Annotated in this window: 14 protein-coding genes; 2 read left to right on the top strand and 12 right to left on the bottom strand. The window is 73.4% G+C overall.

What is annotated here, in order from left to right:
• Positions 1–5: 5 nt before the first annotated feature.
• The 12 genes from fdxA to ACI8AX_RS14635 all read right to left on the bottom strand — a co-directional run bounded on the left by fdxA (position 6) and on the right by ACI8AX_RS14635 (position 13,053).
• Positions 6–335 (bottom strand): ferredoxin, encoded by a 330-nt coding sequence (gene fdxA / locus ACI8AX_RS14690; protein ID WP_456550572.1) that lies wholly within the window; start codon positions 333–335, stop codon positions 6–8.
• A 169-nt stretch (positions 336–504) separates the two neighbouring features.
• Complete coding sequence (locus ACI8AX_RS14685) at positions 505–1,890, bottom strand: cytochrome P450 (protein WP_456550571.1); 1,386 nt, start codon at positions 1,888–1,890, stop codon at positions 505–507.
• 25 nt (positions 1,891–1,915) lie between these two features.
• Positions 1,916–2,110 (bottom strand): ferredoxin, encoded by a 195-nt coding sequence (locus ACI8AX_RS14680; protein WP_456550570.1) that lies wholly within the window; start codon positions 2,108–2,110, stop codon positions 1,916–1,918.
• A 46-nt stretch (positions 2,111–2,156) separates the two neighbouring features.
• A complete protein-coding gene (locus ACI8AX_RS14675) occupies positions 2,157–3,017 on the bottom strand; it encodes a mycofactocin-coupled SDR family oxidoreductase (RefSeq protein ID WP_456550569.1) in 861 nt (286 codons plus the stop codon).
• A gap of 33 nt (positions 3,018–3,050) precedes the next feature.
• Entirely contained in the window at positions 3,051–4,514 is a 1,464-nt protein-coding gene (locus tag ACI8AX_RS14670; RefSeq protein ID WP_456550568.1) for an aldehyde dehydrogenase family protein, read from the bottom strand.
• A gap of 56 nt (positions 4,515–4,570) precedes the next feature.
• Positions 4,571–5,413: an NAD(P)-dependent oxidoreductase gene (locus ACI8AX_RS14665; RefSeq protein WP_456550567.1), complete on the bottom strand. Its 843-nt coding sequence runs from the start codon at positions 5,411–5,413 to the stop codon at positions 4,571–4,573.
• A 43-nt stretch (positions 5,414–5,456) separates the two neighbouring features.
• On the bottom strand, positions 5,457–6,584 hold the full coding sequence (locus ACI8AX_RS14660) for an amidohydrolase family protein (protein ID WP_456550566.1): 1,128 nt from the start codon (positions 6,582–6,584) through the stop codon (positions 5,457–5,459).
• A 78-nt stretch (positions 6,585–6,662) separates the two neighbouring features.
• Positions 6,663–7,502 carry an NAD(P)-dependent oxidoreductase gene (locus tag ACI8AX_RS14655; protein WP_456550565.1) on the bottom strand — a complete coding sequence of 280 codons (840 nt, stop codon included), beginning with the start codon at positions 7,500–7,502 and terminating at the stop codon, positions 6,663–6,665.
• On the bottom strand, positions 7,499–8,725 hold the full coding sequence (locus ACI8AX_RS14650; RefSeq protein ID WP_456550564.1) for a CaiB/BaiF CoA transferase family protein: 1,227 nt from the start codon (positions 8,723–8,725) through the stop codon (positions 7,499–7,501). Before ACI8AX_RS14650 ends, ACI8AX_RS14655 begins: the two co-directional genes overlap by 4 nt.
• 382 nt (positions 8,726–9,107) lie before the next feature.
• Positions 9,108–10,595 (bottom strand): class I adenylate-forming enzyme family protein, encoded by a 1,488-nt coding sequence (locus ACI8AX_RS14645; RefSeq protein ID WP_456550563.1) that lies wholly within the window; start codon positions 10,593–10,595, stop codon positions 9,108–9,110.
• 48 nt (positions 10,596–10,643) lie between these two features.
• Entirely contained in the window at positions 10,644–11,891 is a 1,248-nt protein-coding gene (locus ACI8AX_RS14640; RefSeq protein ID WP_456550562.1) for an acyl-CoA dehydrogenase family protein, read from the bottom strand.
• A gap of 31 nt (positions 11,892–11,922) precedes the next feature.
• Positions 11,923–13,053: an acyl-CoA dehydrogenase family protein gene (locus tag ACI8AX_RS14635; protein WP_456550561.1), complete on the bottom strand. Its 1,131-nt coding sequence runs from the start codon at positions 13,051–13,053 to the stop codon at positions 11,923–11,925.
• Between the two features lie 645 nt (positions 13,054–13,698).
• Here ACI8AX_RS14635 and ACI8AX_RS14630 point away from each other — a divergent pair.
• Both ACI8AX_RS14630 and ACI8AX_RS14625 read left to right on the top strand, forming a co-directional pair.
• Positions 13,699–14,085 (top strand): ArsR/SmtB family transcription factor, encoded by a 387-nt coding sequence (locus ACI8AX_RS14630; RefSeq protein ID WP_456550560.1) that lies wholly within the window; start codon positions 13,699–13,701, stop codon positions 14,083–14,085.
• A gap of 115 nt (positions 14,086–14,200) precedes the next feature.
• Positions 14,201–14,998 (top strand): enoyl-CoA hydratase/isomerase family protein, encoded by a 798-nt coding sequence (locus ACI8AX_RS14625; protein WP_456550559.1) that lies wholly within the window; start codon positions 14,201–14,203, stop codon positions 14,996–14,998.
• Positions 14,999–15,020 lie beyond the last annotated feature (22 nt).

Below are 15,020 nucleotides of genomic sequence, written 5' to 3'. Positions count from 1 at the left end.
GTGGGTCAGTCCTCGGCCGGCCGCGGGGGCAGCGCCGTGACCTCCGGCGGGTCCGGCACGGTGCCCTTGGGCAGGTTCGGGGTGCCGCCGGGCGAGCCGACGCCTGCGAAGAAGGACGCGTTGATCGCGGTGAAGCCGGCCCACTCCTCGGGGAGGTCGTCCTCGTAGTAGATGGCCTCCACCGGGCAGACCTGCACGCAGGCTCCGCAGTCGACGCACTCCTCGGGCTGGATGAAGGCCATCCGGCCGCCCTCGTAGATGCAGTCGACCGGGCAGGCGTCCACGCAGGACCGGTCGAGGACGTCGACGCAGGGCTCGGCGATCACGTAGGTCATGGGGTGCTCCAACGGTGCGGGACCTCGTGCGGCCCGCCCGCGGACTCGGGGGCGGGCCTCGGGACGAGGCAGGTGGTGGGGGTGGGACGGGGGGCGGCCCGCCGGGCGGGCCGACGACACGGCGACCGGGTCCGGGGGCACCCCCCGGACCCGGTCGCGCGTCCGGCGCTCAGCCCAGCTGCGCGCGCTCCTTGCGGACGGTGATCGGCTCGGCGAGCCGCTGCTCGTCGACGACCCGCTGCAGCTTCGCGATGGTCTCCTCCAGCCCCGGGCCCTGGCGCTGCCCGGGGGTGAAGGTGGCCGGCAGGTGCCGCATGCCGTTGATGACCTGGGTCGTCTCGTAGTGCACGGTCCCGGCGGGGTCGCACACGTAGTCCGGCATCCGGTCGAGGACGGCCTTGGTCATCGTCTTGAACCCGGCGCGGGCGACGTTCGAGCCGATGCACCGGTGGACCCCGAGGCCGAAGCTGGCGTGCCGGTTGCCCGTGCGGTCCAGCTTGATCTCGTGCGGGTCCGGGAACACCTGCTCGTCCCGGTTGGCCATGGCCCACGACAGCCACAGCCGGTCGCCCTCGCGGAACTGCACGCCGTCGATCTCGACGTCGTCGGAGACCGTGCGGCCGTCGCCCTGCGCCGGGGTGTAGAAGCGCAGGAACTCCTCGGTCGCGCTGTCGCGCAGCGTGTCCCACTCCCGGTGCAGCCGCTCCCGCTGGTCGGGGTGCTCCCCCAGCCACTCGAGGGCGTGCGCGGTGAGCGCGGTGGTGGTGTCGAAGCCACCACCGATCAGCAGCATGACCACACCGACGATCTCGAGGTCGTCCTCGGGTCGCTCGCCCCCGAGGTCGGCGTTCATGATCGCGTTCAGCAGGCCGGGACGCGGGTTGCTCCGCGCCTCCTGGATGCTGCCGAACAGCCGCATGCCCATCTGCATGGACAGCTCGCGCACCCGCGGGTAGTCCGGCGAGTGGATGGGCGTGTACACGCTGGCGTGCGACGGCTCGTTGTAGACGACCCAGTCCTCCAGCGGCAGGCCCAGCAGCGCCATGGTCAGCACCGCCGGGACGATGTTGGCCAGGTCCTCGACGAAGTCGATGGAGCCGGTCTCGATCCGCTCGTCGATCGCGGCCCGGGTGATCTCGTCGAGCACCGGTTGCCACCGCGCCACCGCCGCCGGCGACAGGTAGGGGTTCAGCGCGTTGCGGTAGTACCGCTGCCGCGGCGGGTCCATCTCCAGGAAGCCGCCGATGGTGCCGCTGTTGCCCTCGGGCGGGGGGATGTTGATCCCCTTGTACCCGCGCCGCCGGTTGTGGATGTCGTGGTCGTTGGAGAGCACGTCGGACCGGCGCGCCACGTCGAACAGCTCCTGGTTGCCGTTGACGAACCAGTAGCCGCCGTGGGTGTCGTTCCACGCGATGCGCGGACCGGCGTGCAGCCGCTGCGCCCACTCGACGAACTCGGTCCGGTACTCCGGGCCGTGCCGGTCGAGGACGATGCGGCGCCCCTCCTTGCGCGACTCGTCGTCCACCCGGGGGGCGGTCGTCTCGTCGATGCTCATGCGCGTCCCTCCTGCGGTGCCGCCGTCACTCGGTGATGACGATGGCCTGCTCGGGACAGGAGCGGGCCGCCTCGCGGGCGAGCTCCTCCTGGCCCTCGGGGACGTCCTCGTTGATCGCCCAGGCGTGGCCGTCCTCGTCGCTGAGCGCGAAGAGGTCGGGGGCGGTCATGGCGCACAGGGTGTGGCCCTGGCAGATGTCGCCGTCGACTCGGATCTTCATGCGGGTGCTCCTCTGCGTTGCCGGCATGGTCTCGGACACGGCGGGCTCAGGCGTGCCAGTCGTGGAACTTCAGGTACGAGCCGGCGTCGACCTTCAGCTGCAGGCCGGTCACGTACCGGGACTCCTCCGAGGCCAGGTAGACGACGGCGTTGCTGATGTCGACCGGCTCCACGTACGGGATGGGCAGCGCGTTCTGGGCCGGGAAGGCGAGGACGGCGTCCTCGCGGGTGGGGTTCTCCAGGTCCGGCCGGAAGGCGCGGTACATCGGCGCGCTGTTGAGCATGTCGGTGTTGCAGTTGGTCGGGTGCACCGCGTTGACGCGGATCAGCTGCGGGGCGCACTGGCGGGCCATCTCGTGCACGAACTCGGCGACCATCCGCTTGGCGTAGCTGTAGCCCGAGCCGCCCGGGTCGACGCCGGGCTGGGCGATGCCCTGACCGGTCATGAACGCCGCGGCCGAGCCGGTGCAGATGACCGAGGCGCCCTGGCCCAGGTGCGGCAGGGCCGCGTGGACGGCGTTGACGACACCGAGGAAGTTGGTGTCGACCACGTCGGTCCAGGCCTGCAGCTTGGGCTGGCCGCCCAGCGGCATGATGCCGGCGTTGGCCACGACGACGTCGAGCTTGCCCAGCTCGGCGATGCCCTGCTCCATGGCGGCGGCGATCTGCGCGCGGTCCCGGACGTCGGCCTCGACGGCGATGATCCGCCGGTCCTGCGCCTCGACCAGCCGGACGGTCTCCTTCAGGTCGTCCGGCGTGGCCAGCGGGTACTCGTTGGTCGCGATGTCCTTGCAGATGTCGACCGCGATGATGTCGGCGCCCTCCTCGGCCAGGCGCAGGGCGTGGCTGCGCCCCTGCCCGCGAGCGGCACCGCTGACGAACGCGACCTTGCCCTCAACACGTCCCACTGGATGTCCTCTCCGTTCCTCTCGAGCCCGCGGTCAGTCGACCGCGGGGAAGGCGATGGTCTTGACCTCGAGGAAGTCCTCGAGGCCCTCGTTCCCCCACTCGCGGCCGAGGCCGCTCTGCTTGTAGCCGCCGAAGGGGGACTGCACGTCGAACCACTGGGCGCCGTTGACGCCGACGGTCCCGGTGCGCAGCCGGCGGGCCACCCGCAGGGCACGCTGGGGGTCGGCGCTGTAGACGGCGCCGGACAGGCCGAAGATCGTGCTGTCGGCGATCCGGATCGCGTCCTCCTCGTCGTCGTAGGGCAGCACGACGAGGACCGGCCCGAAGATCTCCTCCTGCGCGACGGTGGACTTGGGGTCCACGTCGGCGATGAGGGTCGGCGGGACGAAGTAGCCCTTCTCGCGGTCCACCGGCTCGCCGCCGAAGGCGATGCGGCCGCCCTCGTCCCGGGCCGACTGGATGTAGCGCAGGATGCTGTCCCGCTGGCGGGCGTTCACGACCGGGCCCATGACGGTGCCGGGCTCGGTCGGGTCGCCCCACGGCACGTGCGGCATGACCGCGGCGGCGATGGCGATGGCCTCCTCGTAGCGCGAGCGCGGCACCAGGAGGCGGGTCAGCTGGGCGCAGCCCTGGCCGGCGTGCGCGCAGACCCCGCCGGCGAGCATCGGGATGACCGCCTGCAGGTCGGCGTCGTCGAGCAGGATCGCCGCGGACTTGCCGCCCAGCTCGAGGGTGACCCGCTTGACGGTGCCGGCCGCGGCGGCCATCACCTTGCGGCCGGTGGCCGTGGAGCCGGTGAGGGTCACCTGGTCGACGTCGGGGTGGGTGGCCAGGATCTCGGCGACCGAGTTGTCGCTGGTGGTGACCACGTTGAGGACGCCGGCGGGGATGTCGGTGTGCTCGGCGGCGATGGCGCCGATGGCCAGCGCGCTCCACGGGGTGTCGGGAGCCGGCTTCAGCACCACGGTGCAGCCGGCGGCCAGGGCGCCCGCGATCTTGCAGACGTTGAGGTAGAAGGGGTAGTTCCACGGCGTGATGGCCGCGACCACGCCGGCCGCCTCCCGCCGGATGACCCGGTCGACCCGCTGGCCCATGAGCTCCTTGGTGGGCACCGGCTTCTCGAACTCGTAGCTCTCGAGCAGGTCGATGTAGTGGTCGAAGAAGCCGATCGGCGCCTCGAGCTGGATGCCCTGGGTGAGCATGACCGGGGAGCCGGTCTCGGCGACCACCTGCTCGCGCAGCGTCTCCACCTCGGCGCGCAGGGCGTCGCGGAGCTGGATCAGGCAACGGCGGCGCAGTTCGGTGTTGGTCGACCAGTCGGTGGTGTCGAAGGCGCGCCGGGCGGCGCCGATGGCCCGCTCGAGGTCGGTGGCGTCGGCGTCGGGGACCGCGCCGATGACCTCCTCGGTGGCCGGGTTGACGTTGTCGAAGGTCCGGCCCGTGCCGGCGGGCACGAGCTCGCCGTCGATGAGCATGCGGTCCACGGGGTAGGCCATGTCGGTCTCCTCCTCAGGGGGTCGTCGCGGCCCCACTGCCGCGACGGGTGGACGGGTCAGGCGCTCGCGTCGGCGAGCAGGAGCGCGCGGTGCTCGGGCAGCAGCAGGTCGGCGAGCACGCGGTGCGGGCCGGTCATCTCGCCCAGGTCGACGCCGAGCTGCGCGGCGACCTGCTTGACGACCGCGACGTCCTTGCCGACGAACTCGCCCACGGCCCGGCCGAAGGTGGCGATGGAGCCGGCGTGCGCGGCGCCGCCCAGCGCCATGCTGTTGCCGCTGCCGTTGGTGATGCCGCGCAGCACCGCGCCCTCGTCGAGCCCGAGCTCGCCGGCCAGCCGCACGGCCTCGGCGATGATCCCGATGTTGGCCGCGAAGACGGCGTTGTTGATGAGCTTCACCTGCTGCCCGGCACCCGTCGGGCCCAGGTGCACGATCGGGTCGCCGTAGGCCGACAGCACCGGCCGGGCCCGCTCGAGCCCGGCCTCGCTGGCGCCGGTGTAGAGGGTGACGGCGCCGGCCTCGATGTTCGGCGGGCCGCCGCTGATCGGGGCGTCGACGACCTCGACGTCCTTCGCCGCCGCGCGCTCGGCGATGCCGGTGGCGGTCAGCGGGCTGCCGGTCGTGTGGATCACCAGCACCGTGCCCGGCTCCATGGCGTCGACCAGGCCGCCGTCGAGCGCGATCTCCCGGACCTGGGCGTCGCTGTAGGGGCACAGCAGGACCGCCTGCGCGCCGCGCGCCACCGCCGCGACGTCGTCCACGGGGGTGGCGCCGAGCGCGGCCACGGCCTCGCGCGCGGCCTCGGACCGGTCGAGCACGCGCACCTGGTGACCGGCGGCCACCAGCCGACCGATCATGGGCCGGCCGATGCGGCCGGCGCCGATGAATCCCAGCTCCACGGTGCTCCTCGGGTGTCGGGGGACGGTCAGGGGTCGGTCGGGGTCAGGCGGGGAAGCGCAGGAGGCGGCGGGCGTTGCCCTCGGCGATCAGCCGGGCCTCGTCGTCGGGGACGCCGACGAGCTGCTCGCCCAGCACCTTGCGGGTGTGCGGCCAGTTCGAGTCGGCGTGCGGGTAGTCGCTGGCGAACAGGATCTGGTCGACGCCGATCGCGTACCGCTGGTCGATGCCGGCCTGGTCGGAGGTGAAGCAGCCGTACACGTGGTCGCGGAACAGCTCCGACGGGCGGCGGTCGGCGTCGACGTCGCACCAGAAGCGGTGCCGCTCCCACGAGTAGTCGGTGCGCTCGAGGACGTAGGGGATCCAGCCGATGCCGGCCTCGGACAGCACCACCCGCAGCTGCGGGAAGCGGTGGAACACCGGCGACATCAGCAGGTCGACGCAGGCCATGACCGAGCCGATGCCGAACAGCGCGATGGTGACGAAGGCGTCGGCGTCCGGCGCCACGCCCTGCGGCGCCCCGCCCGACGCCAGGTTCATCGAGACGGGCAGGCCCGTCTCCTCGCAGGCGCGCAGCAGCGGGTCCCAGTGGTCGGAGTGGTAGGAGGCCAGGCCCAGCCGGTGCGGCGCCTCGGGCAGGCTGACCGAGCGGGCGCCCAGGGCCGCCGTCCGCTCGACCTCGGCCACGGCGGCCGGGACGTCCCAGAACGGGACGAGCACCAGCGGGATCTGCCGGTCCGGCGCGTAGTCGCACCACTCGTCGAGGACGAAGTCGTTGTAGGCCCGGACGCAGGCGGTGGCCAGCTCCCGGTCGCGGGCGCGGAGGAACCGGGTGCCCGCGGCGCCGGCGAAGGTGGGGAAGCACATCTGCGCCCACACGCCGTCGGCGTCCATGTCGCGGACGCGCTCGGCCACGTCGTGGCAGCCGGGCCGCATGTCGGCGTAGCCCAGCGGGCCCACGCCGATGTCGTGCGGGTCCTTGCCGGCGACCACGTCGAGGCCGAAGTCCGCCACCGGCTCGCCCTCGAACAGCCACGTGTCGCGGCCGCCGGGGCCGCGCTCGACCTGCGGGGCCACCTCGCGGTGGCGCAGGGGCAGCCGGTCCAGCCACACCCGCGGGTGCTCGACGACGTGGTCGTCGACGGACACGACCCTCGCGTCGTCGGGGAGCACGTCAGCGCTCCGTGCGGGCGGGGGGCGGCGACGCCGGCCGGGCGGACCCGGCCGGCGTCGTCCGCGCGTGGGTGCAGGTCACCGGGGACAGCCCATGGAGGCCAGGGCGGCGTCCGCGGCCACGAGGACGGTGCCGGGCTCGGCACCCTCGGCCTGGGCCAGGTCGATGACCAGGCGGGCGTCCTTCTGCAGCAGCGGGCCGGCCATGGCGCCCAGCGGGCCGAGGACGAAGTCCGGGGTCCGCAGGACGTTGACGGCGAAGCTGTTGCCGCTGCCGTGGCTGAGCACCGTGCTGAGCTGCTGGGGGTCGACCTGCAGCGACTTGGCCAGCGCGTACGCGCTCTCCAGGACGCCGAGGTTGGCCGTGAGCATCAGGTTGTTGATCAGTTTCGCGCGCTGGCCGGCACCGACCGGGCCCAGGTGGACGACCGGGTCGGCGTAGGTCGCGAAGACCGGGCGGACCCGCTCGAGCACCTCGGCGTCGCCGCCGACCATCACGAGCAGCGTGCGCGCCTCGGCGCCGGGGCCGCCGCCGCTGACCGGGGCGTCGAGCACCGCGATGCCCTTCGCCGCCGCCTGCTCGGCCACCCGCGCCACGGTGTCGGGGTGCACCGTGCTGTGCACGACGATCACGCCCCCGGGCGCCATCGCCGACAGCAGCCCCCCGGGGCCGGAGACGACCTCGTCGACCCCGGCGTCGTCGACCACGCAGACGCAGGCGACGTCGACCCGCGCCGCCAGGTCCGCCACGGACGAGGCGTACTCGGCCTTCGTGTCGGCGTAGGCGTCGAGCGTCTCCTGCCGGCGGGCCCACAGGACCGTCGGGACGCCGTCCTCGACGATCCGCCGGGCCATCGGGCCGCCCTGGCTGCCCAGGCCGATGAAGCCGACCCGGTCCGTGGTCAGCGCCTCGCTCACGTGACCGCGCCCGCGATCTTCAGCTGGATGGCCTCCTCGTCGGAGAGCCCGAGCTCGGCGAGGATCTCGTCGGTGTGCTCGGCGAACAGCGGGCCGCGGGTCAGCGTCGGCGCCGTCCGGTTGAAGTGCACCGGGTTGGTGATCAGCTTGCGCGGGTTGCCCTCGGCGTCGGTGACGTCGGCGACGTTGCCGGTCGCCAGCAGCTGCGGGTCGTTGCCGACCTCGTAGGTGTTCTGCACGACCGCCCACTGGCCCTCCATCTGCTGGAAGGCGGGCAGCCACTCGTCCTTGGTCTTCGACGCGATGATCTCGGCGACGATCTCCGCCGCGGCCTTGGAGTTCTGCATCAGCTTCTCGGCCGAGTCGAAGCGCTCGTCGGTGGCCAGCTCGGGGTGGCCGACCTTCTCGACGAAGTCCGGCCAGTAGCGGCCCGGCTGCAGCATGACCAGTGACAGGTAGCGGTCGTCCTTGGTCCGGTAGGTGCCGGTCAGCGGGTTGGAGATGTTGCCGGCCTTGGGGTCGAACTTCGGCAGCGGGCCGCCGGCCATGAGCGCGAGGCCGATGTTCATCTGGCCGGCCCAGGCGCCGACGCCGAGCAGCGAGATGTCGACGGTGGCCGCCTCGCCGGTGCGCTCGCGGGCGAACAGCGCGGCGGAGATGCCGCCGGCGATCGTCATGCCGCCGATGTTGTCGCCGTAGGCGCCGCCGGGCTGCTGGATGAGGCCGTCGTAGTTGGGCGGGGTCGCCGTGTCGGCGCCGCCGGCGCGGGACCAGAACGCCGTCCCGTCGTAGCCGCCCTTCTCCGCCTCGGGACCGGCGTAGCCGAAGGCCGAGCCCACCGCGTAGATGATCTTCGGGTTGATCGCGCGGACGTCGTCCACGTCGATGCCCAGCTTGCGCCGCGCCTCGGGCAGGAAGTTGGTGAGGAAGACGTCGCTGCTCGTGATGAGCTCCTCGAGCACCCGCCGGGCCTCGGGCTTCTCCAGCGACAGGCCCAGGCTGCGCTTGCCGCGGTTGGGGCCGTCCATGATCGGCGCGAAGCTGTTCTTGCCGGTGACGTCGTGGCCCAGGGCCTTGACCAGGCCGCGCTGCGCGTCGCCCTTCTCCGCGTGCTCGATCTTGATGACGTCGGCACCCCAGTCGGCCAGCACGGCGCCGGCGGAGGGGACGAAGGTGAACTGGGCGACCTCGAGGACCCGGACGCCTTCCATCGGTCTCAACACGCGATGCAACCTCAGCTTCTCGACAGGGGGACCCGTCCGGCAGGATCCCGCCGGGTGGTCAGGCGGTTCGGGACGCCGGCGCGGCCCCGCGGACCGCGCTCGACGTGCAGGTCAGCGGGACCTCCCTCGCACCTGAGTCGATACGGAGTATATCCATCGAAGTGTCGAACTCAAGGCCCAGTTGCGTCGTGGCTCACAGTGCGCGCTCGACGCCCCGAGAGCGCGCTGACCAGCGCGTTCGACCGCTCCGCGACGATCGACGACGAACCGGCCGGCCGGTGCGGGCGCCGACGTCGGTCGGCGCCGTCGGCCGGCCGGCCGGGCGGGTCGTGCGGATGGTGCGGAGCGGTCGGCCCGAGACGGGCCGGCTCGAGGGCTGGGCTCAGGCGGGCTGGCCGACCAGGGCCACCAGCTCGCGGCGGACCACCTTGCCGGTGGGCGTGGTGGGGAACTCGTCGACGAAGACCACCCGGTCGGGGGTCTTGGAGCCGCGCAGGCGCTCGCGCACCCACTGGCGGACCTCGTCCTCGGTCGCCTCCGCCCCCGGGCGCAGCACCACGAAGGCGCCGATGACCTGGCCCCACTCGACGTCGGGCACGCCGGCGACGACGGCCTCGAGGACGGCGGGGTGCCGGCCGAGGACGTCCTCGATCTCGGCCGGGGCGATGTTCTCGCCGCCGCGGATGATCGTGTCGTCGGACCGGCCGCGCACGAAGATGAAGCCGCCCTCGTCGACGTAGCCGCGGTCGCGGGTGGGGAACCAGCCGTCGGACTGCACCTTGCTGCCCTGCTCGAGGTACTCCCCCGCCACCTGCGGCCCGCGGACGACGATGTCGCCCACCACGCCCGGGGCGCACACGTTGCCCTCGTCGTCGTGGACCTCGATCTCCACCGACGGCAGCGCGCGGCCGACCGAGCCGAGCCGCGCGCGGACGGCGGGGTCGCCGGAGGCGACGGCCTCGCGGTGGTCCTCCGGGCCCAGGACGGCGATCGAGGACGCCGTCTCGGTCAGCCCGTAGGCGTTGACGAAGCCGGTCTCCGGGAACAGGCCGAGCGCCTTCTCGATGACCTCGGCGGCGATCTTCGCCCCGCCGTAGGAGACCGAGCGCAACGACTTCGGCCCCTGCTCGCCGCGGACCTCGAGCTCGGCCACGATCCGCGCCAGCATGGTCGGCACGACCATCGCGTGGGTGATGCCCTGCTGCTCGACGACGTCGAGCCAGTCGCGCGGGGTGAACACGTCGAGGTAGACCACGCGCCGGCCGGCGTAGAGGTTCGACAGGCAGTTCGCGACCGCGGCGATGTGGTACGGCGGGACGCTGACCAGCGTCGCGTCGCTCTCGTCGACCGAGGCGAACTCCACCGAGCCGAACAGGTAGGCGGTGAGGTTGCTGTGCCGCAGCACCGCGCTCTTGGGCGCGGCGGTGGTGCCGCTGGTCATGAGCAGCACCGCGACCGACTCGGAGTCGATCTCGTAGGCCTGCAGCGGCGCGGCGTCGACGGCGGGCAGCCCGGCGAACTCGTCGATGCCGATGGTGCGGGCGCCGGGCACGCGCTCGGGGCTGTCGGTCACCACCAGCGGGTTCTCCTGCCGGCCCATGATCTCGGTGAGCTGCTCCTCGCCGAGCCGGTAGTTCAGCGGGAGGAACGGCACGCCGGCCAGCGTGGCGGCGAACAGCGCCACCGGGAACCCGGCGCCGTTGGGCCCGAGGTAGACCAGCCGGTCGGCGCCGGAGGAGGCGACGTGCGCGGCGCCCGCGGCGGCCTTGGCCCGCAGCGTCGTCCCGGTCAGGCCGTCCTCCCGGTTGCCGATCAGGACACGGTCGGGCATGCCGTCGGCGACCATGTCGAGGATCATCGCGAGGTTCATCAGGGAGCTCCGGGTGCTGGTGTGCGGGCGGGGATCGGGGGCGGCGGGTCAGGCCCGGCCGCGCTTGACCTGGTTGAACGGGACGTCGCGGTCGGCTGCGTACTCGCGCGGCATGCCGAGCAGGCGCTCGCTCACCTGGTTGCGCCCCATCTCGGTGCTGCCGCCGCCGAGGCTCGCGCCCTGCCGGCTCAGGTACGAGACGCCGACCCGGCCGGTGACGCCCTCCTCGGTGCCGACGCCCGCGGCGATCTGCGCACCGGCGATCTCCATCGACAGGTCCGTGGAGCGCTGGGAGGTCTCGGCGTGGAACAGGCGCAGCAGCGCGGCCCCCGGGGCCGGCAGCGCGCCGGAGCCGATGGCGCGGCTGACCCGCGACACCATCTGGTTCTGCACCGTCTCGTTGGCCAGCCACTCGCCGACCTTCTCGCGCACCCCCGGCTCGGCCGTCCGGCCGGTCACCCGCGCGACCGTGAAGGGCGACTGCCCGCCGAGGGCGCGTGGCCGGCCGGCCAGGCCGCTGACGTAGGGCGACCCGCCGCCGACGGCGTTGCGCTCGTGGAACAGCTGGCGCGAGGCGACCGCCCAACCGTTGTTCACCTCGCCGACGACGTTGGCGGCCGGCAGGGCGACGTCGGTGAGGAACTCCTCGCAGAACTCGCGGGAGCCGTTGACCATCTTGACCCGGTTCATCTGCAGGCCCGGGGCCTTGGTCGGGATCAGGAACATCGTCAGCCCGCGGTGCTTCGGGACGTCCCAGTTGGTGCGGGCCAGCCCCAGGCCCCAGTCGGCGGCGTAGGCCGAGGTGCTCCAGGTCTTCTGGCCGTTGAGGATCCAGGTGTCGCCGTCCAGCTCGCCGCGGGTGAGCAGGCCGGCCAGGTCCGACCCGCCGCTGGGCTCGGAGAGGAACTGGCAGAAGACCTCGTCACCGCGGATGGCCGCGCTGATCCGCTCGGTCTTCTGCTCCTCCGTGCCCATGTCGAGCAGCGTCGCGCAGACGATGCTGAACGTCGGGATGTTCAGCTGGACCGGCATCTCGTAGCCGGCGGTCTCCTCGGTGAAGGCCTTCTGGTGGGCCGGGCTCAGGCCCAGCCCGCCGTACTCGCGCGGGAAGCAGATGCCGGCGAAGCCGCCGGCGTAGAGCATCTTCTGCAGCTCCCGGGCGCGCACCCACTCCTCGTCGTCGTCGCCCAGGGCGGGCAGCGGTGCGTCGGGGTCCAGCCGCGGCATGTTGTCGGCCAGCCACGCGCGGGCCCGCGCGCGGAAGGACTCGACGCTCTCCGTCTCGGCGGTCGTCATCTCGCAGATCAGTCCTTCGCAGCCGGCGCGGTCACAGGGAGGAGAGGTCGGCGAGCCGGCGGCGGTGGTCCTCCGGCGTGCCGTAGAGGGCGCGGTCGGTCGTCGCCCGGCGCAGGTACAGGTGCAGGTCGTGCTCCCAGGTGACGCCGAGACCGCCGTGCAGCTGCACGCAGTCCTGGAGGATCCACTGGGCCCGCTCGGCGACGAACGACTTCGCGACGCTGACCAGCTGGGCCGCCTCCGGCGACCCGGCCTGGACCGCCTCGGCGGCGGCCTGGGTCGTGGCGTGGCAGGCCTCCAGCCACGTGCGCATGTCGGCGTAGCGGTGCTTGAGCGCCTGGTAGGAGGCCAGCGGGCGGCCGAAGGAGTAGCGGTCGAAGCCCCACTGCAGCGTGACGGCGAACATCCGGTCCAGCCCGCCGCACAGCTCGGCGCACTGGATGAGCAGCGCGATCTGCAGCTGCCGCTCGAGCACCTCGGCGGTGGTGGCCGGCGAGCCCACCACGGCGTCGGGGCCGACGACGACGCCGTCCAGGCGGACCTCGCTCAGCGACCGGGACAGGTCCAGGGCCCACTGCGGCGAGACGTCCACGCCCTCGGCGGACGTCGGGACCAGGAACTGCGCCAGGCCCTCCGGCGTGGTCGCGGTGACCAGCAGCAGGTCGGCCTCGACCCCGGACTCGACGCGGTCCTTGGTGCCGTCGAGCCGCCAGCCCTCGCCGGTCGGGGTGGCCGACACCCGGGCGGACCCGGGGGCCCACTGCCCGCCCGGCTCGTACACCGCCCAGGTGGCGATCTGCTCACCGGCGACGAGGGCCTCGATGGTGGCGGAGTGGTCGGGGCCGGTGCCGTGCGCGGCGACCAGCCCGGCCAGGACGACGTTGACCGGCAGCAGCGGACCCGGCGCCACGACGGCGCCGAGCTCCTCGGCCAGCAGCGCCAGGTCGCGCACGCCCTCGCCGGACACGCTGCCCCCGCCGAGCTCCTCGGGCACCAGCGTGGCCGCCCAACCGAGCTCGGCCCCGCGCTGCCAGGACTCCCGGTCCCACGGGGACTCCCCGGGCTCCAGCCGACGGAGGCGGTCGAGCGAGTGGTCCTTCTCCACCAGCGACCGGGCCGAGGACCGGAAGAGCTTCTGGTCCGCCGTGAGCTCGAGCTCCACCGCTTCTCCTGTTCTCCGTCGCGGGTCGGGCCCGCCGGGACGCGGGCGTCGACCGCGGGGTGGCCTGCCTCCCGGGCGCGCCGGGCAGACCACGGCGAGCAGACCACGCGCCCGAGACGCTTGTCAATCAATCGAAACGTGTCCGGCCACGCGCCCTCCTCCGGGCCGGTGCGCCCTCGGCGGGGACGCCCGTGCGGTGGGCCGCCGGCCTCACGAGCGGCGGGCCGGTGGACGACGCCGGACCCGGGCGCGCCGGCGAGCGCCCCGTCCCCGGTCACGCGCCGCAGGCGCCCGGCCCGTCGGAGGAGGCCGGCGACCCGCTCCGGCCGCTAGGTGCCGACGGCGGTGCCGTCGGCCGGCGCACCGGTCCACCGGACCCGCCCGCCCGCCCGGTCCCGGCTGCCGGACCGGGAGGGGACGCACCCGGTGACCGGCGCCGTGGCGACGCCGCCCGCGGACCCGCGACCCCGGGGCAGGCGCACCGCCGGGGCCCGGACGTGCGACCTGCTACAGCGGCGGGTTCCCGCGGTTCGAACGATGTGGGACGGTTCACCGCGCGAACCGCTGGGCATGAGGGACGCCGACGCGTTAGATTGACGTTCGTTGAACTACTGAGTGTGAGCGGAATCCGGAGGGGACCCCGTCATGACCCGTGAGCCCGTCGCCGCGACGGAGGTCTTCAAGGCACTGGGAGACCCCATCCGGTGGAGCATCGTGCAACAGATGGCGCAGCAGGAGGAGCTGGCCTGCAGCGTCCTCGAGGACACGCTGCCCGTCTCGAAGCCGACCATCTCCTACCACACCAAGATCCTCACCCAGGCCGGGCTGATCGAGGTGCGCAAGCGGGGCCGCAACTACTTCTACTCGCTGCGCCGCGAGGTGCTCCGGTCGCTGATGGACGAGATGTGGACCCTCGCCCCGGGGCCCCGGCTGGTCAGCACCGAGCCCGGGCCGGCCGCCGCCGAGCGCCCCGCGCTCAAGGCCGCCGTCGGTGACGACACCGCCCGCTCCTCGGCGCTGCTCACCTGGTAGTCCCGCAGACCGCTCCGGACGGGGCCCGTGCCGCTGGCACGGGCCCCGTCGGCGTCTGGCGGGGTGGGAGCTGACGTAGGGTCCACCCGCTCTCTCGGAGGAAGGGGAACGACGGATGGCGGCCGATCCCGGCGACGCGGTGCTGGTGTCCGAACCGGCGGCGGGCGTCCGCCTGCTGACGCTCAACCGCCCCGGCGTCCGCAACGCGATGACCGCCGAGATGACCGACGCGTGGAACCGTGCCCTCGACCGGGTGTCGGCCGACCGCGACACCCGCGTCGTCGTCGTCACCGGCGAGGGCAACTCCTTCTGCTCCGGCGCCGACCTCTCCTGGCTGGACCAGGGGTCGGAGGACGACGTCACCATCGACCGCCTCCGCGACCGCATGCTGCCCTTCTACCGGAGCTGGCTGCGGCCCCGGCAGCTGCCGTTCCCCGTGCTCGCGGCCGTCAACGGCGCGACGGTCGGCGCCGGCGTCTGCCTGGCGCTCGCCTGCGACCTGCGCTTCGCCGCGACCGGCGCGCAGTTCAGCACCCCGTTCATCTTCCGGGGAACGCACGGCGGCATGGGCGCCACCTGGCTGCTGCCCGAGGCGATCGGCGTCTCGCGGGCCCGCGAGATGCTCTTCACTGGCCGGGTCGTCCCCGCGGCCGAGGCGCTCGGGTGGGGGCTGGTCACCGAGACCGCCGACGACGTCCTGGCGCACACGCTCGCCGTCGCCGGCCGGCTGGCCGAGGCCGCGCCGATCGCGGCCCGGCTGACCAAGACGGGGCTCGAGCAGTCGGCCGCCGGCCTGGAGGCGTCGCTGCAGTGGGAGGCCATGGCCCAGCCGGTCACCATGACGACGGAGGACCTGCACGAGGGCATCGCGGCCTTCCGGCAGAACCGGCCGCCGCGCTTCCTCGGGCGCTGACGCCCCTCCCCCGGCGCGTCGT

The organism is Blastococcus sp. SYSU D00813 (genome assembly GCF_054050735.1).
The sequence above is the reverse complement of the archived record's forward strand: the minus strand, read 5'-3'. Positions and strand labels throughout refer to the sequence as shown.